Origin of the sequence: Micromonospora sp. NPDC005979 (assembly GCF_040614415.1) — a bacterium.
Lineage (GTDB): Bacteria > Actinomycetota > Actinomycetes > Mycobacteriales > Micromonosporaceae > Micromonospora.
This window is the reverse complement of sequence record NZ_JBEXUR010000003.1, coordinates 370,912-387,595: the sequence shown is the minus strand read 5'-3', so window position 1 is coordinate 387,595 and position 16,684 is coordinate 370,912. Positions and strand designations below refer to the sequence as shown.

Below are 16,684 nucleotides of genomic sequence, written 5' to 3'. Positions count from 1 at the left end.
TGTGAAATACTCGCCCGATCATGACGCGCTACGGCCTGCTGATCCTGCCCGCCACCAACCGGGTATACGCCCGATCCGCGATCGACCTCACCCGGGCCGAGCTGGAGATCTTCGGCCGATCGGCGCTCGACGGCCGGATCGGCGAGCTGGACACCGAGGTCGTCGGCGGCGCGACGTACGTCACGTTCGCGGGTGACGGGCTGACCGAGCGGGACCTGGCCGTCCTGGGCAACCTGTCCGCCGGGTACGCGCTGTTCGAGATCGTCGGTGACCTGCTGCGCCCGGTCGAGTGGAGCCGGCTGGACCGGTACGACGACGACCTGCTCACCATCCAGAAGTACGTGGGCAAGACCAACGAGCAGTTCACCAAGCTGCTGCTCAACGTCACCCTGCTCGCGTCGGACTGGGCCGGCGAGCTGACCGACCGTCGGTTCCGGGTGCTCGACCCGCTCTGCGGTCGGGGCACCACCCTTAACCAGGCGCTGATGTACGGCTTCGACGCGGCCGGGATCGAGCGCGACCAGAAGGACGTCGAGGCGTACCGGGCCTTCGTCACCACCTGGCTCAAGCAGAAGCGCGTCAAGCACCGGGTGCTGGAATCGGGGCCGGTGCGGCGCGAGCGCAAGGTGGTCGGCCGGCGGGTACGCATCGAGCTGGCCCCGACCCGCGAGGAGCACAAGGCGGGCCGCACGCAGTTGCTGGACGTGGTCAACGCCGACACCACCCGCGCGGGTGAATTCTTCCGCCCGGAGACCGTCGACGTGGTGGTCGCGGACGCCCCGTACGGCGTACAGCACGGCAGTCGTACCGCCGACCAGGGCTTGTCGCGCGACCCGCTGGCGCTGCTCGCGGAGGCCGCGCCGGTCTGGGCGCGGGTGCTGCGGCCCGGCGGCGCGCTCGGCATCTCGTGGAACACCCACGTCGCGAGCCGCGACGACGCGGCGGCGGCGCTGGCCGACGCCGGCCTGACCGTGGTCGACGACGAGCCCTACCGCGCGCTGCGCCACCGGGTGGACCAGTCGATCATGCGCGACGTGCTGGTGGCCCGCCGCCCGGCCTGACCCGCCGCCGCCCACCCCCTTCGGGCCCTTTGCTCTGCTTCAACCGGCGCAACAGTGTGGGTGCCTCGCTGTCGCCTCCGTTGAAGCAGTGCAAAGGACGCGGACAGCTACCCCTCGCCTCCCGACTGCCGCGCCTCTGTGCCGCATTTCACCTGATCAGGTGCGGGTGTGAAAACGGCGTCAAGAAAAGGTTCCCGGCCGTCATGGTCGCGTTATGACCCGGGCCGACTGACGTGCACCTGGGCTTTGCTTGCCCCGCGCGACCGGAAGGCGGTCGCGACGAACCTTTCCGGTAAGAGGAGTCAGCGTGTCTGACGTGGTGTTCGTGGTCCTGACGGTGGCGCTGTTCGCAGTGCTCGCCCTGGTGGTGCGGGCGGTGGAGAAGCTGTGAACGCGGCAAACGCGGTCGGTCTGGTGCTCGCGATCGTCCTGGGCGCGTTCCTGGTGTTCGCCCTGCTGTTCCCGGAGCGCTTCTGATGACCATGACAACAGCGGGCGTCATCTTCGTGCTGACGCTGGTGGCGGCGCTCGTCGCCGCCTACAAGCCGTTCGGCGACTACATGTTCCGGGCCGTCTCCGGGACGAAGCAGTCGCGCGTCGAGCGGGGGATCTACCGTCTGGTCGGGGTCAACCCGGCCGCCGAGCAGACCTGGGGCGTGTACGCCCGCAGCGTGCTCGCGTTCTCGGCCGTCTCGATCCTGTTCCTGTACCTGTTCCAGCGGGTGCAGAACCACCTGTGGCTGTCGCTGGGCTTCGACCCGGTGGTGCCGCACGGCGCGTGGAACACGGCCGTGTCGTTCGTGACCAACACGAACTGGCAGTCGTACTCGGGTGAGTCGACCATGGGCCACTTCGTGCAGATGGCCGGCCTGGCCGTGCAGAACTTCGCTTCGGCGGCGGTCGGCATCGCGGTGGCGGTCGCGCTGGTCCGCGGCTTCGCCCGCAGCCGCACCGGGCAGCTCGGCAACTTCTGGGTCGACCTGATCCGGATCATGCTGCGGATCCTGGTGCCGATCGCGGTCCTCGGCGCCGTCGTGCTGATGATCGGCGGGGTGGTGCAGAACCTGTCCGCCGGCACCGACGTGAGCACGCTGACCGGCGGCAGTCAGACGATCACCGGTGGCCCGGTCGCGAGCCAGGAAGTGATCAAGGAGCTGGGCACCAACGGTGGCGGCTTCTACAACGTCAACAGCGCGCACCCGTTCGAGAACCCCACCACGTGGACGAACTGGCTGGAGATCTTCCTGCTCCTGCTGATCCCGTTCAGCCTGCCCCGGGTCTTCGGCCGGATGGTCGGGCAGAACCGGCAGGGCTACGCCATCGCCGCCGTGATGGGCATCCTCGCGTTCCTCAGCATCGCCATCACCAACGTCTTCGAGCTGGCCGGCCACGGCACGGTCCCGCAGGCGGTCGGCGCGGCGATGGAGGGCAAGGAGGTGCGGTTCGACGTCTCGAACTCGGCCACCTTCGCCGCCGCCACCACGCTCACCTCGACCGGCGCGGTGAACTCGTTCCACGACTCGTTCACCTCGCTCGGCGGCATGATGACGATGGTCAACATGATGCTCGGCGAGGTCGCGCCCGGCGGCACCGGCTCGGGCCTGTACGGCCTGCTCATCCTCGCGGTGATCACGGTCTTCGTGGCCGGTCTGATGGTGGGTCGCACCCCCGAGTACCTGGGCAAGAAGATCGGGTCGCGGGAGATCAAGTTCGCCTCGCTCTACTTCCTGATCACGCCGATCCTGGTGCTCGTCGGCACGGCCGCGGCGTTCGCCACCGGAAACAACTCCACGGCGCTCAACGTCGGGCCGCACGGCCTCTCCGAGGTGCTGTACGCGTTCACCTCGGCCAGCAACAACAACGGCTCCGCCTTCGGCGGCATCACGGTCAACACCACCTGGTGGGACACCGCGCTCGGGTTGTGCATGCTGCTGGGCCGCTTCCTGCCGCTGATCTTCGTGCTCGCGCTGGCCGGCTCGCTGGCCCGCCAGGCACCCACCCCCGCGTCCGAGGGCACCCTGCCGACCCACAAACCCCTGTTCATCGGGATGGTCGTCGGCGTCACGGTGGTCCTCGTCGCGCTGACCTTCCTGCCCGCGCTCGCGCTCGGTCCGCTGGCAGAAGGGCTCTGACCATCATGAGGAACGAGGACATGTCCGTCACGTCCGCCCCGACAGAGCAGCTTCCCGGCAGCCCGGCGACACAGGGCAACCGGATCGGCGGGGGCCTGCTCGACCCCAAGCAGCTCGTCCGGTCCCTGCCGGACGCCGTACGCAAGCTCAACCCGGCCACCCTGTGGCGCAATCCGGTGATGCTGATCGTGGAGGTCGGCGCGGCCTTCACCACCGTCCTGGCGGTGACCGACCCGTCGGTGTTCGCCTGGGCGATCACCGCCTGGCTGTGGCTAACCGTGGTCTTCGCCAACCTGGCCGAGGCGGTCGCCGAGGGCCGGGGCAAGGCCCAGGCCGCGACCCTGCGGCAGGCGAAGAAGGACACCATCGCCACCCGGCTGGTCGACTGGAAGCCGGGCGCGCGGGCCAACACCTACCGCGACGAGGCGGTGCCCGCGCCGGACCTGCGCCAGGGCGACATCGTCCTGGTCGAGGCGGGCGGCATCATCCCGGGTGACGGCGACATCGTCGAGGGCATCGCCAGCGTCGACGAGTCGGCGATCACCGGCGAGTCGGCCCCGGTCATCCGCGAGTCCGGCGGCGACCGCAGCGCGGTCACCGGCGGCACCAAGGTGCTCTCCGACCGGATCATCGTGAAGATCACCCAGAAGCCGGGGGAGAGCTTCATCGACCGGATGATCGCCCTGGTCGAGGGTGCCAACCGGCAGAAGACGCCGAACGAGATCGCGCTGAACATCCTGCTTGCCGCGCTCACGGTCATCTTCCTGCTGGCCGTGGTCACCCTCCAGCCGTTGGCGATCTTCTCCAAGGCGTACCAGGCCGCCGCGCCGGACAGCGGGGCGATCACCGGTTCCGGCGTGACCGGGGTCGTACTGGTCTCGCTGCTGGTCTGCCTGATCCCCACCACCATTGGCGCGCTGTTGTCGGCCATCGGCATCGCCGGCATGGACCGCCTCGTCCAGCGCAACGTGCTGGCCATGAGCGGCCGGGCCGTCGAGGCGGCCGGCGACGTCAACACCCTGCTGCTGGACAAGACCGGCACGATCACGCTGGGCAACCGGCAGGCCGCCGAGTTCGTACCGGTCGAGGGAATCGACGCCGCGACCGTGGCCGACGCCGCCCAGCTCTCCAGCCTGGCCGACGAGACCCCGGAGGGGCGCTCGGTGGTCGTGCTGGCGAAGAACGAGTTCGGGCTGCGCGAACGCGAACCTGGCGTCATGCCGCACGCCACCTTCGTACCGTTCACCGCGCAGACCCGGATGAGCGGCGTCGACCTCACCCCGGACGCCAGCGTGGACGGCGGCGCGTCGGGCACCGCCCGCCGGGTCCGCAAGGGCGCCGCCGCAGCCGTCATGAAGTGGGTACGCGAGAACGGCGGTCACCCGACCGAGCAGGTCGGCGAGATCGTCGACGCGATCAGCGGCACCGGCGGCACCCCGCTGGTGGTTGCCGAGCACGTCGACGGTCAGCCCGCCCGCGCGCTCGGTGTCATCCACCTCAAGGACGTGGTCAAGTCCGGCATGCGCGAGCGGTTCGACGAGATGCGCCGGATGGGCATCCGGACCGTGATGATCACCGGTGACAACCCGCGTACCGCGAAGGCCATCGCCGACGAGGCCGGGGTGGACGACTTCCTGGCCGAGGCGACGCCGGAGGACAAGCTCGCGCTGATCAAGCGGGAGCAGGAGGGTGGCCGGCTGGTCGCCATGACCGGTGACGGCACCAACGACGCACCGGCGCTCGCCCAGGCCGACGTCGGGGTGGCCATGAACACCGGCACGTCGGCCGCCAAGGAGGCCGGCAACATGGTCGACCTCGACTCCGACCCGACGAAGCTGATCGAGATCGTGGAGATCGGCAAGCAGTTGCTGATCACCCGCGGCGCGCTGACCACCTTCAGCATCTCGAACGACATCGCGAAGTACTTCGCGATCATCCCGGCCATGTTCGCCGGCCTCTACCCGAGCCTGGACGCCCTGAACATCATGCGGCTGGCCAGCCCGGAGTCGGCGATCCTGTCCGCCGTCATCTTCAACGCCCTGGTGATCATCGCGCTGATCCCGCTCGCCCTGCGTGGCGTGCGGTACCGGCCGGCCGCCGCGTCGAAGCTGCTCAGCCGCAACCTGCTGGTGTACGGCCTGGGCGGCATCATCGTGCCGTTCATCGGGATCAAGCTCATCGACCTGCTCATCCAGTTCGTCCCGGGGATTTCGTGATGCGTCTACCCACCTGGATCGCCCAACACCTCGCCGCCCTGCGCGCCCTGCTCGTCTTCACGGTGCTGCTCGGCCTGGTCTACCCGCTGGCCCTGGTCGCGCTCGGTCAGCTACCCGGCCTCCACCACAAGGCGGACGGCTCACTGGTCACCGTGGGCGGCAGCACCGTCGGCAGCTCGCTGATCGGCCAGTCCTTCACCGACGCGGACGGCAACCCCGTCGCCCGCTACTTCCAGTCTCGCCCGTCGGCCGCCGGCGACGGCTACGACCCGACCTCCACCTCGGCCAGCAACCTCGGCCCGGAGAGCGTCGTCGACACCATCGCCACCGACCCGGAGGAGTCCAGCGAGAGCCTGCTCACCCAGGTCTGCGCGCGCAGCAAGGCCGTCGGGGAGCTGGACGGCGTCGACGGCCGGCGGCCCTACTGCACCGACGACGGTGTGGGCGCCGTGCTCGCCGTCTTCCGCGCCGACGGCCTGACCGGCCCGGTCACCCGGGTGGTCAGCGTCAACCAGGCCGCCCCGGCGACGCCGTTCGTCTCCTCGTACCAGGGGGTCAGCGTGGAGCTGGCCAAGCCGGGTGAGGACTACGTCGCGGCCGGCGGGGTGGTCACCCCGATCCGGGGCGACGCGCCCGCCAAGCCGGCGGTGCCCGCCGACGCGGTCACCGCCAGCGCCAGCGGCCTCGACCCGCAGATCAGCCCGGCGTACGCCGAGTTGCAGGTGAACCGGGTCGCCCGGGAGCGTGGCGCGGACCCGGCGGCGGTCCGCAAGCTCATCAAGGAGCACACCGACGGACGCGGGCTCGGGTTCATGGGCGAGCCCGGCGTGAACGTGCTGGAGTTGAACATCGCGCTCGACAAGCAGTTCCCCGCACGCTGACGGCGTTAGGAAGGGCCCCTTCCTAACGCCAGGCGTTAGGAAGGGGCCCTTCCTTCTGATCGGAGAGGATTGACCCCGTGCCACGTGGAGAACTGCGCATCTATCTCGGGGCCGCTCCCGGCGTCGGCAAGACGTACGCGATGTTGGAGGAGGCCCAGCGGCGTGCCGCGCGCGGCACCGACGTGGTGATCGGCTTCGTGGAGACGCACGGCCGGCAGCACACCGCCGCGATGATCGGCGACCTGGAGCAGGTGCCCCGCCGGACGATGACCTACCGGGGTGCCGAGTTCACCGAGATGGACGTGGACGCGGTGCTGGCCCGCCGACCGGAGATCGCGGTCGTCGACGAGTTGGCCCACAGCAACGTGCCCGGCTCGCGGCACGACAAGCGCTGGCAGGACGTCCAGGAGTTGCTGGACGCGGGGGTCGACGTGCTGTCCACGGTCAACGTGCAGCACCTGGAATCGGTCAACGACGTCGTCGCGCAGATCACCGGCACCACCCAGCGGGAGACCGTGCCGGACGAGATCGTGCGCGCCGCTGAGCAGGTCGAGCTTGTCGACATGACCCCCGAGGCGCTGCGTCGGCGGATGGCGCACGGCAACATCTACCGTCCCGACAAGATCGACGCCGCGCTCGGCAACTACTTCCGGGTTGGCAACCTCACCGCGCTGCGCGAACTGGCGCTGCTCTGGCTGGCCGACAAGGTCGACGAGCAGCTCGACAGGTACCGAAGCCAGCAGGGCATCGCCGCCACCTGGGAGGCCCGCGAACGCGTCGTGGTGGCGCTGACCGGCGGGCCGGAGGGCGAGACGCTCATCCGCCGGGCCGCCCGCGTCGCCGCCCGCAGCAAGGGCGCCGACCTGCTCGCCGTGCACGTGGCCCGCAGCGACGGCCTGGCCGGCGCCGACCCCGCCCAGCTCGCCCGCCAACGGGTGCTCGTCGAGAGCCTGGGCGGCACGTACCACCAGGTGCTCGGCACCGACGTGCCGGCCGCGCTGCTCGACTTCGCCCAGGGCGTGAACGCCACCCAACTGGTGCTCGGGGCCAGCCGGCGGGGTCGCCTCGCGCAGATCTTCGCCCGGGGCGTCGGGGTGACCACCACCGCGCTCTCCGGGTCGATCGACGTGCACCTGGTCACCCACAAGCAGGCCGGCAAGGGCCGGCGGGCGGCGGCCGTACCGGCGGCGCTGTCCCGGCGTCGCCGGCTGCTCGGCTTCGGCCTGGCGGTGCTCGGCATGCCGCTGCTCACCCTGCTGCTGAAGACCCTGCCCGACCTGACGCTGACCAACGACATTCTGCTGTTCCTCGCCGGGGTGGTCGGGGTCGCGCTGGTCGGCGGGGTGTGGCCGGCGCTGGTCGCCGCGCTCGGCGGGTCGCTGCTGCTCAACTGGTTCTTCACCCCGCCGTACCGGACGCTCACCATCGCCGAGGCCGACAACCTGCTCGCGCTCGCCGTGTTCGTGGGGGTGGCCCTCGCGGTGAGCTGGATCGTCGACGTGGCCGCCCGGCGGACCCGCGAGGCCGCGCGGGCCGCCGCCGACGCGCAGACCCTCGCCGCCGTGGCCGGCGGCGTGCTGCGCGGCGAACGCCCGCTTCCGGCCCTGCTGGACCAGCTCCGCGAGACCTTCGGACTGCGGGCGGTGAGCCTGCTGGAACTGGCCGAGGAGGCCAGCGGCCGCCCCGCGCGGGCCCGTGAGGAGCACGCCTGGTGCGTCGTGGCCAGCGTCGGCGAGCAGCCGGCCTGCACGCCCGACGACGGCGAGACGGCGGTACCCGTCGACGAGCGCATCACGGTGGTGCTGAGCGGCCGGCGGTTGGAGGCCGCCGACCGGCGGATCGTCGAGGCGTTCGCCGCCCAGGCCGCCGTCGCGCTACGCCAGGAGCGGCTCGCCGAGGAGGCCGCCACCGCCCGGCCCCTCGCCGAGGCCGACCGGATGCGCACCGCGCTGCTCGCGGCGGTCAGCCACGATCTGCGTACGCCCCTGGCGTCGGCGAAGGCGGCGGTGACCAGCCTGCGCAGCCACGACATCGAGTTCGACGAGGCCGACCGCGAGGAGTTGCTGGAGACCGCCGAGGAGTCGCTCGACCGCCTCGCCCGACTGGTCGCGAACCTGCTCGACATGAGCCGCCTCCAGGCCGGCGCCCTGGGCATCACGTCGACGACCATCGGCCTGGAGGACGCCGTACCCCTGGCCCTGGACGAACTTGGCCCGGCGGCCGCGACCGTCGCCACGGACATCCCGGCCGACCTGCCGGCGGCCACCGCCGACCCGGGGCTGCTGGAACGGGTGCTGGTCAACGTCATCGCCAACGCGCTGCGCTACAGCCCGCCCGACCAGCCGCCCACGATCACCGCGAGCGCGCACGCCGGCCAGGTCGAGCTGCGGATCATCGATCGTGGGCCCGGCATTCCGGAGGACAAGTGGGAGCACGTCTTCCTGCCGTTCCAGCGCCTCGGTGACCGGGACAACCAGACCGGCGTCGGCCTCGGGCTCGCCCTGTCCCGCGGGTTGGCCGAGGCGATGGGTGGCAGCATCACCCCGGAGACCACCCCCGGCGGTGGGCTCACCATGGTGCTGCGGCTGCCCGCCGCCGCCCAGACCAGCCGCAAGGAGCCGCAGGAATGACGCGCATCCTGGTCGTCGACGACGAACCGCAGATCCTGCGGGCTCTGCGGATCAACCTGCGCGCCCGCCGGTACGACGTGGACGTCGCCGCCACCGGGGCCGCCGCGTTGAAGGCCGCCGCCAGTCACCCGCCCGACCTGGTGGTCCTCGACCTCGGCCTGCCCGACATCGACGGCGTGGAGGTGATCCGGGGTCTGCGCGGCTGGACGGCCGTGCCGATCATCGTGCTCTCCGGGCGGGCCGGCAGCGAGGACAAGGTGGCCGCGCTCGACGCGGGCGCGGACGACTACGTGACCAAGCCGTTCGGGGTGGAGGAGCTGCTGGCCCGCATCCGCGCGGTGACCCGGCGGCTCGGCGCGCCCAGCGAGGCCGTGCCGGCGCTGCGGATCGGCCGGCACACCGTCGACCTGGCCGACCACCGCGTGTGGCGGGACGACGACACCGAGGTCAAGCTGACCCCCACGCAGTGGAGCGTGCTGGAGAAGCTGCTGCGCCACCCCGGCAAGCTGGTCAGCCAACGCCAGCTCCTGCAGGAGGTGTGGGGGCCGGAGTACCAGAACGAGACCAACTACCTGCGGCAGTACCTGGCCCAGCTCCGGCGCAAGTTGGAGGACGATCCGGCCCGTCCCCGCCACCTCATCACCGAGCCGGGCATGGGCTACCGCTACCGCCCCTGACCGTTGACACCCGCCCGCGGAGATTGAAGAATTTCGCTAGCAGCGGCAGCGGCGTGCTTCTGTAACCGTCCCCTCCGGTTACCCCTTGGGAGTTCGCCGTGTCCCTGCCCCTGTCCCGTCGCCGGCTGTTGGCCGCCGGCGGCGCCGGCCTCGTCCTGGCCGGCCTGGCCGACCCGTTCCGCGCCGGCCCCGCCCGAGCCGCCGTCACCACCGCCGACCTGGTCGTCTACGGCGCCACGTCCGGCGGGCTGGCCGCCGCGATCACCATGCGCCGACTCGGCCGCACCGCCGTGGTGGTTGAGCCCACGAGCCACGTCGGCGGGCTGAGCACCGCCGGGCTCGGGGCCACCGACACCGGCGTCCAGGCGTCCATCGGCGGGCTGGCCGCCGAGTTCTACCGCCGGGTGTACGTCAAATACCACGGCGGGACGCTCACGCCGACGTCCCCGCTGCGGATGACCTTCGAACCGCACGTCGCCACCGCCGTGTTCGCCGAGATGCTGGCCGAGGCGGGCGTCCCGGTGGTCGTCGGGGCCCGGCTGTCCAGCCTCGGCCGTACCGGCAACCGGATCACCGAGCTGCGCACCGAGGACGGCTCGGTCTATCGGGGTGGGGTGTTCGTCGACGCCACCTACGAGGGCGACCTGCTCGCCATGGCCGGGGTGAGCTTCACCGTGGGGCGGGAGTCCAACGACACGTACGGCGAGACGATCAACGGGGTGCAGTCCCGCAACACCCACCAGTTCGTCTACCCCGTCGACCCGTACGTGACGGCCGGCTCGCCGACGAGCGGTCTGCTGCCGGGCATCTCCGCCACCCCGCTCGCCCCGCAGGGCAGCGGCGACGACCGAATCCAGGCGTACTGCTTCCGGATGTGCCTCACCCAGGCCGCGAACCGTATCCCGTTCGCCAGGCCGTCCGGCTACGACCCGATCCGGTACGAGCTGCTGCTGCGCCACATCCAGGCCGGCTACACCGGGCCGTACTTCACCACCGGATCGATCGGCGGCGGCAAGACCGACTCCAACAACAACGGCGCGGTCTCCACCGACGACATCGGCTACAACTACGCGTACCCGACCGCGAGTTGGGCCGTCCGGGAGAGCATCATCGCCGAGCACCGCACGTACCAGCAGGGACTGATGTGGTTCCTGGCCAACGATCCCCGGCTGCCGGCGACCGTGCGGGACGCGACCGCCCGGTGGGGGCTGCCCGTCGACGAGTTCACCGGCACGGGTGGCTGGCCACCGCTGCTCTACATCCGCGAGGCCCGCCGGATGGTCTCGGCGTACGTGATGACCGAGGCCGACTGCCGGGGCCGGACGCGGGCCACCGACTCGGTGGGCCTGGCGAGCTACACGATGGACTCGCACAACTGCCAGCGGGTGGTGGTCGACGGCCGGGTCCGGAACGAGGGGGACGTGCAGATCAGCGTCCCGCAGCCGTACCCGGTGAGCTACCGCGCGATCGTCCCGCACCAAGCCCAGTGCGCCAACCTGCTCGTGCCCGTCTGCCTGTCGGCCAGCCACATCGCGTACGGCTCGATCCGGATGGAGCCGGTGTTCATGATCCTCGGGCAGGCGGCGGCCACCGCGGCGTCGCTGGCGCTCACCGGCGACCTCGCCGTGCAGGCCGTCTCCGTACCCGCCCTCCAGGCCCGGCTGCGCCAGGACGGCGCGGTGCTCGACTGGGGAACGCCCGGCGAGGTGATCCTGGACAGCGCGGCGACCAGCGGGATCACCCGGGCCGGGACGTGGCTGCGCAGCACCAGCATCGGCGGCTACTACGGCGCGGACTACGAGCACGACGGCAACACCGCCAAGGGCGTCAACCGGCTACGGTTCCGCCCGACGCTGCCCACCGCCGGCTCGTGGACCGTGCACCTGCGCTGGACCGCCGACCCGAACCGGGCGAGGAACGTGCCGGTGGACATCGCGTACTCCGGTGGGGTGACCACCCGGACCGTCGACCAGCGGCAGTCCGGCGGCCAGTGGGTGTCGATGGGCACCTACCCGTTCACCGCGGGCAGCGACGGCAGCGTGCTGATCCGCACGGAGGACACCGACGGCTACGTGGTTGCCGACGCCGTGCGCTTCGTACCGGCCTGAACGGGCGCGGTCGGCGCGGCCCGGTCGCCGGCGGGCGTGGCCCGGTCGCCGACCGGCGCTGCCAGGGGACCGACGCTCTCCTCGAGCGGCGGGGCCACCAGCAGGGGGTCGACCTGGATCCGGTCGATGCCGAGCGGGCGCAGCATGCCGCGCAGCGCCGACTCGCACAGCACCTCCCAGGGCTGGTCCGCGCCCATCGCGGTGACCAGCAGGTCCGGTCGGGTGAAGGCGATGCCCACCCGCTCGCCCTGCGGTGTGCGGCCGGTCCGCACCGTACCCACCAGCCGTCCCGGCAGCTCACGCACCGGAACGGCGTAGGTTATCGGGCCGTCGTCCATGGTCGGGGTGGTCCTCTCCGGTCGTGCCGGACCGTTGGCGGTCATCGGCTGAGTTGTTCGAGGTCGCGGGTGAACTGGCGGATCGTCGCGGCCCGCGCCCACGCGGGGGCCGGCACCGCGACGACCGGCACAGCGGCACGGCGTACGCAGTACCGGGTCACGTGCCCCCGCGACCGGCCGAACCGGCCTCGGCCGGGGCTGCCGACGACGAGCAGGTCGGATTCCCGGTCCGCGTGGTCGACGAGTACCTGCCCGGCGTACCCCTGTGTGGTCACCAGCCGAACCGGGATGTCCCGGGGTACGCCGCCCATCGTGGCGTCGAAGACGCCGCGCAGGTAGACCAGAGCGGCCCGGTCGCATTCGTCCTGCCAGCGCCACGTCAGCGTGCCGGGCCGCCAGGTCGGCGCGAAGACCCACGCGCGTACGGCGTCCACCTGCGCGCCCTCGCGGCGGGCGAGCTGCACCGCGCGGCGCAGCGCCTGCATGCCGGCGAACGAACGGTCGACGCCGACGACGATCCGGTGGGCAGCGGCGGTGCGGCTCATGCGGCGGACACCGCCCACGCCGCAACGTCACGGCGGGGCTCGGCCGGCTCGGACAGGTCGAGCGCGCGGAGGATGTAGTTGGCCTCGACCACCTCCACCCCGGCACGCAGACGCAGGTCGGCCACGGCCCGGTGCAGCATGGTCACGCTCGGCGCGGAGAGTCGCACCACGGCGTCGACGTCGGCGGCGATCCACCACGCGTCGACGGCGCACGGCTCGTGCCGCAGGTACTCGACCAGGTGGCTGCCGGGCGCGGCCGGGCCGAGTCGGACGCTGACCAGCGCCTCGTGTCGGCGTTCCGGCCCGTCCGCGCCGGAAGCCGGCTCGATCGGGTCGCCGTCGGGCGGTGGGTTCCCGCGTTCCCAGCGTGTCATCCGCCAAGGACTCATGGACCCATCGTCGCCGCCCGAGGTCGGCGCGGGGCCCGTCGATACGCCGTTTCGACGGGCCCGCGTCGAATCTTGACGCGCCCTTCACGCGGCGGAGCCGCTACCGCATGCGGCGGCTTTCCGGGCGCCGCGCGGGCGCGTTCGGGGTCAGAACCCGACGCCGACCAGCCGCGCGGAGACCACCCAGAGGCGGGCCGCGTCGTCGGCGCTGCGGGCCGCACGGTAGACGGTCAACTCGGTCGGCGCGCCGGTGAACTGTCCCAGACCGTCCGGCCCGTAGAACCGGCCGCCCTGCGCCCGTTCGCTGGTGGCCGCGTAGAGGGCGGGCCGCAGGCCGGCGTCCACCGACTGCACCAGGACTCCCCAGCGGGCCAACCGGCTCATCAGGGCGTGGTGCGGCGAGGGCCGGCTGCGGCCCAGGTTGGGCCCGGACGCGTACAGGTTGGTCATCGTGGTGCCGGGGTGCGCCACGTTGCTGGTGACGCCCCAACCGCCGACCCGACTACGCCTGTCGAACTCCAGCCCGAAGAGCAGCGTGGCGAGCTTGGAGGCGTTGTACGCGCGGACCGCCCCGTACCGCCGGGTGCTCTGCAGGTCGTCCCAGTCCAGCCTGCCGGAGCGGGCGGCGCTGCTCGACATGGTGGTGATCCGGGCCCGTCCGGCCCGCAGCAGCGGCAGCAACCGTCCGGTCAGCGCGAAGTGGCCGAGGTGGTTGGTGCCGAACTGCAGCTCGAAGCCGTCGGCGGTGGTGTGTCGGGTGGGTGGTGCCATCACACCGGCGTTGTTGATCAGGAGGTGGATCGGTCGCCCCTCGCCGAGCAGCGTGTCGGCCAGTGCGGCCACCGAGTCCAGCGAGGCGAGGTCCAGCCGCCGGGTCGACACGGTGGCGCCCGGCGCGGCGGCCCGGACGGCGTCCAACGCGGCGTCACCCTTGGCCGGGTTGCGGACCGGCAGCACCACCTCCGCTCCGGCGCGGGCCAACCGCCTGGCCAGGGCGAGTCCCAGCCCGTCACTGCCGCCGGTCACCACGGCGAGCTTTCCGGTCAGGTCCCCAACGGTCTCATCGAGCACGACAACCTCCACGTCGCGGCGTCCTTCATCGGTCACCGACAACACTGGGCCGGTTCGCGCCCGGTATTCAGGGTGACCTCGTCCAGGGATCGCCGATCCCTGGCTGGCGGGCCGGTGCCCAGAGAGGGCGAGTAACGTTCCGAACGGACCAAGATCGGCGTACGAGGAGGCTCGGTGCAGACGACGACGGTGGACATCCCGACCAGCGACGGAACGGCGGACGCGAGCCTGACCCGGCCCGACGGTGACGGCCCGTTCCCGGCCGTGCTCCTCTTCATGGACGCCTTCGGCCCCCGGCCCCGACTGGTGGAGATGGCCGAGCGGATCGCCGAACGCGGTTACCTGGTGCTCACGCCCCACCTGTTCTACCGGGCCGGCCGGGCGCCGCTGTTCGACCTGTCCCGGCTCGGTGAGGCGGACCAGCGAGGGGCCCTCTTCGAGAAGATCGTCCCGCTGATCGGGGCGCTGACGCCCGACGTGATCAGCCGGGACAGCGCCGCGTACCTGGACTTCCTGGCCGCTCGCGACGACGTCCGGCCGGGCCCGGTCGTGATCACCGGTTACTGCATGGGCGGTACGAACGCGCTGCGGGCCATGGAGGCGCACCCGGACCGCATCGCGGCCGTCGCCAGCTTCCACGCCGGGCGGGTCGTCACCGACGCGCCGGACAGCCCGCACCTGGGCGTCGGCTCGATCACCGGCGAGCTGTACTTCGGGCACGCCGACGCGGACCAGTCCATGACGCCCGAGCAGATCGCCACCCTGGAGAAGGCGCTCGACGCCGCCGGGGTGCGCTACCGCTCCGAGGTGTACGGGGGCGCGCACCACGGCTTCACGATGGCCGACACCCCGATGTACCACGAGCAGGGCACCGAGCGGCACTGGGTGGCCCTCTTCGACCTGCTGGACCGTGTCCTGCCAGTGCGCTGAGGCGGGCGGCTCGCAGGTCAGCCGAGGCCGTCCTGCGCGTTACGCGGCCGGCCGGGCGTACGAGTGGTGACGCTGAACCGCCCGTCGGCCTCCATCCGCACCTCGCGAACCTGGTCGAGGTCGACGACGCCCTGCTCGCGCAGCAGGGTGTGCAACTCCTCGTCGGTGATCAGCTCCCGGCGCATGTTCTCCCGCACGATCCGCCCGTCCCGCACCAGCACCAGCGACCCGGGCCGGATCAGCCGGGCGGCGGCCGGCCAGCGGTACGCGACGGCGTTCAGCAGGTACGACCAGCCGATGATCACCCCGACCAGCAGCACCCCGTCGGTCACCGAACGGTAGCCGCCGGACATGCCGTTCTGGGCGGCGTCGGCGAGCAGCACGATGACCAGCAGGTCGGTGACGCCGGTGGTGCCGCTCTCCCGTTTGAGGATGACCCGCAGGAGGATGAACAGCGCGAGGTACATGACGCTGCCCCGAACCACGATCTCCACCAACGGGGTGTCCGGGACGAACAGCTCATGCCAGTCGGCCACCCGACGGGCTACCCGCCGCCCGCGTAGCCATGCCTGACCGGTCAGGGGCGCAGCAGCACCGGTCCGGCGTCGATCCTCACCCGGAACAGCGCGTACGGCTTGCGTCGCAGGTCCCGGCCCCCCTGGTACTGCGGCTGCCGGTGCAGCTGGTTCGCGGTCACGTAGAGGTGCCCGTCGGCGGCCACCGACATGGTGTCCGGCCACAGCAGGCGCGGGTCGTGCACGAAGGTCTCGTACTCGCCGTCCGGCAGCCGCCGCAGCACGGCGTTGTGCTCGTACGAGGTGAAGTAGAGCCGCCCCTTGTCGTCGGACTCCAAGCCGTCCGACCCGGTGCCCTTGTCCCCCTCGTCGACGACGGTCGCCGCGACCGCCTCCTGCGTGACCGACGGGTCGGCCAACGCCTCGGCCGAGACGCTGTGCAGGCGCCGGGACAGCAGCGGGGAGTAGTACAGCCGCTCGCCGTCGGCCGAGATGGCGATGCCGTCGGAACCCATCGCCAACGGCTTCGCGGGGCCGTCCGGCGGCCGGTTCATGAGCGGACGACCCTCGACGAAGGGGCGGAAGGTCGTCACCGGGTCCGCCTTCGTGGACGGGTGGTCGTGCAGCCGCCGCCAGGAGGCGCCGCTGGCCAGGTCCACCACGATGATCCCGTTCGGCCCGGAGTCCGTCGAGTCGGTGATGTACGCGACCCCGGCCTCGCCCCGGCGCAGGTCGAAGCGGACGTCGTTGAGGTACGTCGTCGGCGGCGCCACGTCCTGCGGGAAGGTGATCACCTGGGCCACGGTGTCGCTGTCCAGGTCGATCCGCACCAGCTTCGGCCCACCCGGCTTCGTGGGCTGGAACTTCGGGCTGCCGGTGTCCACCACCCAGAGCCGGTCCGCCGGGTCCACCACGATGCTCTGCACCGACACGAACGCGCCCGCGTCGTCGACGCCCGACGGGCTGTTCCACGCCTCGTCGGGGAAGGGCACCTCCTGGCCGTCGCGCAGTTCGACCACGCCGGCCGGCGGGTCGTCGCCCCATTGCGGGAAGTTGACGAAGATCCGGCCCTGGTGCGAGACGCTCACACCGGTCGGCATCGGGCCGGTGAAGGTGTGCACCAACTCCAGCTCGCCAACCGGCTCGTCGCCGACCGGCCCGTTCATGACGAACGCTCCACGGTGCTCATCG

The 16,684-nt window shown here is 71.7% G+C and carries 15 protein-coding genes; 9 read left to right on the top strand and 6 right to left on the bottom strand.

Annotation, left to right across the window (positions count from 1 at the left end):
- Window positions 1-20 precede the first annotated feature (20 nt).
- The 8 genes from ABZ272_RS07930 to ABZ272_RS07895 all read left to right on the top strand — a co-directional run bounded on the left by ABZ272_RS07930 (window position 21) and on the right by ABZ272_RS07895 (window position 11,705).
- Window positions 21-1,061 (top strand): SAM-dependent methyltransferase, encoded by a 1,041-nt coding sequence (locus ABZ272_RS07930; RefSeq protein ID WP_355049124.1) that lies wholly within the window; start codon window positions 21-23, stop codon window positions 1,059-1,061.
- Between the two features lie 387 nt (window positions 1,062-1,448).
- Window positions 1,449-1,538: a K(+)-transporting ATPase subunit F gene (kdpF, locus tag ABZ272_RS07925; RefSeq protein ID WP_355049123.1), complete on the top strand. Its 90-nt coding sequence runs from the start codon at window positions 1,449-1,451 to the stop codon at window positions 1,536-1,538.
- A complete protein-coding gene (gene kdpA / locus ABZ272_RS07920; protein ID WP_355049122.1) occupies window positions 1,538-3,193 on the top strand; it encodes a potassium-transporting ATPase subunit KdpA in 1,656 nt (551 codons plus the stop codon). Before kdpF ends, kdpA begins: the two co-directional genes overlap by 1 nt.
- A 20-nt stretch (window positions 3,194-3,213) precedes the next feature.
- Window positions 3,214-5,409, top strand: a complete 2,196-nt coding sequence (kdpB, locus tag ABZ272_RS07915) for a potassium-transporting ATPase subunit KdpB (RefSeq protein WP_355049121.1) — start codon at window positions 3,214-3,216, stop codon at window positions 5,407-5,409.
- Complete coding sequence (locus ABZ272_RS07910; RefSeq protein ID WP_355049120.1) at window positions 5,409-6,290, top strand: potassium-transporting ATPase subunit C; 882 nt, start codon at window positions 5,409-5,411, stop codon at window positions 6,288-6,290. The genes kdpB and ABZ272_RS07910 overlap by 1 nt, the downstream gene beginning before the upstream one ends.
- A 77-nt stretch (window positions 6,291-6,367) precedes the next feature.
- Window positions 6,368-8,920: a DUF4118 domain-containing protein gene (locus ABZ272_RS07905; RefSeq protein WP_355049119.1), complete on the top strand. Its 2,553-nt coding sequence runs from the start codon at window positions 6,368-6,370 to the stop codon at window positions 8,918-8,920.
- On the top strand, window positions 8,917-9,597 hold the full coding sequence (locus tag ABZ272_RS07900; protein WP_355049118.1) for a response regulator: 681 nt from the start codon (window positions 8,917-8,919) through the stop codon (window positions 9,595-9,597). Before ABZ272_RS07905 ends, ABZ272_RS07900 begins: the two co-directional genes overlap by 4 nt.
- Before the next feature lie 98 nt (window positions 9,598-9,695).
- Complete coding sequence (locus ABZ272_RS07895) at window positions 9,696-11,705, top strand: FAD-dependent oxidoreductase (protein WP_355049117.1); 2,010 nt, start codon at window positions 9,696-9,698, stop codon at window positions 11,703-11,705.
- On the opposite strand, the gene ABZ272_RS07890 is transcribed toward ABZ272_RS07895, so the two are convergent.
- The 4 genes from ABZ272_RS07890 to ABZ272_RS07875 form a co-directional block, all read right to left on the bottom strand.
- Window positions 11,666-12,010 (bottom strand): SAV_915 family protein, encoded by a 345-nt coding sequence (locus tag ABZ272_RS07890; protein WP_355049116.1) that lies wholly within the window; start codon window positions 12,008-12,010, stop codon window positions 11,666-11,668. The two genes, ABZ272_RS07895 and ABZ272_RS07890, sit on opposite strands and share 40 nt — an antisense overlap.
- A 74-nt stretch (window positions 12,011-12,084) precedes the next feature.
- Window positions 12,085-12,588, bottom strand: coding sequence for a universal stress protein (locus ABZ272_RS07885; RefSeq protein WP_355049115.1), 504 nt, complete (start codon window positions 12,586-12,588; stop codon window positions 12,085-12,087).
- Window positions 12,585-12,977 carry a hypothetical protein gene (locus ABZ272_RS07880; protein WP_355049114.1) on the bottom strand — a complete coding sequence of 131 codons (393 nt, stop codon included), beginning with the start codon at window positions 12,975-12,977 and terminating at the stop codon, window positions 12,585-12,587. The genes ABZ272_RS07885 and ABZ272_RS07880 overlap by 4 nt, the downstream gene beginning before the upstream one ends.
- Before the next feature lie 147 nt (window positions 12,978-13,124).
- Window positions 13,125-14,084, bottom strand: a complete 960-nt coding sequence (locus tag ABZ272_RS07875) for an SDR family oxidoreductase (protein WP_355049113.1) — start codon at window positions 14,082-14,084, stop codon at window positions 13,125-13,127.
- 138 nt (window positions 14,085-14,222) lie between these two features.
- Between ABZ272_RS07875 and ABZ272_RS07870 the strand changes: the two genes are divergently transcribed.
- Window positions 14,223-14,978 carry a dienelactone hydrolase family protein gene (locus tag ABZ272_RS07870; RefSeq protein WP_355049112.1) on the top strand — a complete coding sequence of 252 codons (756 nt, stop codon included), beginning with the start codon at window positions 14,223-14,225 and terminating at the stop codon, window positions 14,976-14,978.
- A gap of 17 nt (window positions 14,979-14,995) precedes the next feature.
- Here the strand turns inward: ABZ272_RS07870 and ABZ272_RS07865 are convergent, their stop codons facing one another.
- Both ABZ272_RS07865 and ABZ272_RS07860 read right to left on the bottom strand, forming a co-directional pair.
- Window positions 14,996-15,514 (bottom strand): YetF domain-containing protein, encoded by a 519-nt coding sequence (locus ABZ272_RS07865; protein WP_355049111.1) that lies wholly within the window; start codon window positions 15,512-15,514, stop codon window positions 14,996-14,998.
- A 41-nt stretch (window positions 15,515-15,555) separates the two neighbouring features.
- On the bottom strand, window positions 15,556-16,659 hold the full coding sequence (locus tag ABZ272_RS07860; RefSeq protein WP_355049110.1) for an L-dopachrome tautomerase-related protein: 1,104 nt from the start codon (window positions 16,657-16,659) through the stop codon (window positions 15,556-15,558).
- Window positions 16,660-16,684: the final 25 nt, after the last annotated feature.

What these genes read in the sequence shown, in the direction of transcription:
- ABZ272_RS07860 (WP_355049110.1), bottom strand. Translation starts at nt 16,659, where the DNA reads ATGAACGGGCCGGTCGGCGACGAGCCGGTTGGCGAGCTGGAGTTGGTG.
- ABZ272_RS07930 (WP_355049124.1), top strand. Translation starts at nt 21, where the DNA reads ATGACGCGCTACGGCCTGCTGATCCTGCCCGCCACCAACCGGGTATAC.
- ABZ272_RS07900 (WP_355049118.1), top strand. Translation starts at nt 8,917, where the DNA reads ATGACGCGCATCCTGGTCGTCGACGACGAACCGCAGATCCTGCGGGCT.
- kdpA (WP_355049122.1), top strand. Translation starts at nt 1,538, where the DNA reads ATGACCATGACAACAGCGGGCGTCATCTTCGTGCTGACGCTGGTGGCG.
- ABZ272_RS07885 (WP_355049115.1), bottom strand. Translation starts at nt 12,588, where the DNA reads ATGAGCCGCACCGCCGCTGCCCACCGGATCGTCGTCGGCGTCGACCGT.
- kdpB (WP_355049121.1), top strand. Translation starts at nt 3,214, where the DNA reads ATGTCCGTCACGTCCGCCCCGACAGAGCAGCTTCCCGGCAGCCCGGCG.
- ABZ272_RS07910 (WP_355049120.1), top strand. Translation starts at nt 5,409, where the DNA reads ATGCGTCTACCCACCTGGATCGCCCAACACCTCGCCGCCCTGCGCGCC.
- ABZ272_RS07880 (WP_355049114.1), bottom strand. Translation starts at nt 12,977, where the DNA reads ATGAGTCCTTGGCGGATGACACGCTGGGAACGCGGGAACCCACCGCCC.